Source organism: Bradyrhizobium sp. KZN70725 (genome assembly GCF_055264925.1).
This window is the reverse complement of record NZ_JBUYWT010000165.1, coordinates 1-1,510: the sequence shown is the minus strand read 5'-3', so window position 1 is coordinate 1,510 and position 1,510 is coordinate 1. Positions and strand designations below refer to the sequence as shown.

Here is a 1,510-nt window from a genome sequence, read left to right as displayed (position 1 = left end):
TCTTACTGAGTCAGAAAGCCGCGATCTGGAGGGTTGAGAATCGCATATTAAGGGAGATTCAACGTGGTCGAGGAGGCCGAGATGGATCGCCGAGGGAGAGGAACCAGCGAGACGCGATTTTCGGCTTACGTTGATAGCCTTGTGAGCGTGATCGGGCATGCCGATCGCGAGCGCCCATTTCGGGATTATTGCACGGGGTTGTTGATGCCCTGTGAACGCAAGAGCGTAGAGCCGATGGCAGCAGTGACGGCGCCGGAGCGGACTGCGGCGCAACACCAATCGCTGCTGCACTTCATCGGTGAAGGACGGTGGTCGGACGAGAAGGTCCTGGCCAAGGTGCGGGAGACAGTGTTGCCTGCGGTCGAACGTAACGGACCGATCGAAGCCTGGATCATCGACGACACGGCGTTCCCCAAGAAAGGGACGCATTCTGTTGGGGTGGCACGCCAGTATTGCGGTCAACTCGGCAAACAGGACAATTGTCAGGTCGCGGTGTCACTGTCGGTTGCCAATCATGATGCCAGCTTGCCGGTGGCCTATCGGCTCTATCTGCCGGAGGTTTGGGCCTCCGACGCTGCCCGCCGCAAGAAGGCCGGCGTGCCCGACCAGATCGTCTTTCAAACCAAGATCGAGATCGCACTCGACCAAATCCGCGCAGCCTGCGCCGCGGGCTTGCCGCGTGGCGTCGTTCTGATTGACGCCGGCTACGGCAATCACAGCGAGTTGCGCGCCGCCCTCACTGCGCTTGAGCTTTCCTATGCCGCCGGCATTCTCTCGAGCACCACAGTGTGGGCGCCCGGCACGGGGCCTTTGCCACCCAAGCCCTACGTGCCCGGCCGCGGACGGCCGACCAAGCAGCTTCGTCGCGATGCGAAGCATCAACCGATCAAGGTCAAGGAGCTTGCCTTGAGCCTTCCGGCCAAGGCCTGGCGGACGATCGCTTGGCGCGAGGGAACCAACGAGCCTCTCAAATCCCGCTTTGCACGAGTGCGCATTCGCATTGCGCGGCGCGACTTCAATCGCAGCGAGCCTTGGCCGGAAGAATGGCTTCTCATCGAGTGGCCGAAAGGTGAGAAGGAGCCGACAAAGTACTGGCTGTCGAGCCTCCCGCCCGACATCGGCTTTGCCCATCTCGTTGATCTTGCCAAGTTACGCTGGCGCATCGAACGCGACTACCAGGAACTCAAGCAGGAGACTGGTCTTGACCACTTCGAAGGGCGGGGTTGGCGCGGCTTCCACCATCACGCCACGCTATGTATCGCCGCCTACGGATTCCTGATCTCCGAACGGGAGACGATTCCCCCCTCAGGATCTCATTCCTCCCGGCCGTTCAAAAAATCTCCGCTTCCCGAAAATTACCGACCAAGAGGTTCTGCCGCTCAGGACCGAACGTCATATCCCCAACTCGATCGCAACAATGCGACGCCGCTTGAGCGTCGCGCTCCTCGGCCGCATGCAAAGGTGTCCTTGCTGCATCCGGCTCATCAAAGGGCGCGACCCGCCGATCCAC

General features: G+C 61.1%; 1 protein-coding gene. It reads left to right on the top strand.

Annotated elements, in window-relative coordinates; translation table 11 throughout:
* Positions 1-81: 81 nt before the first annotated feature.
* The coding region (locus ACZBJS_RS42475) for an IS701 family transposase (RefSeq protein WP_463440327.1) at positions 82-1,510 on the top strand (1,429 nt) is incomplete at its 3' end.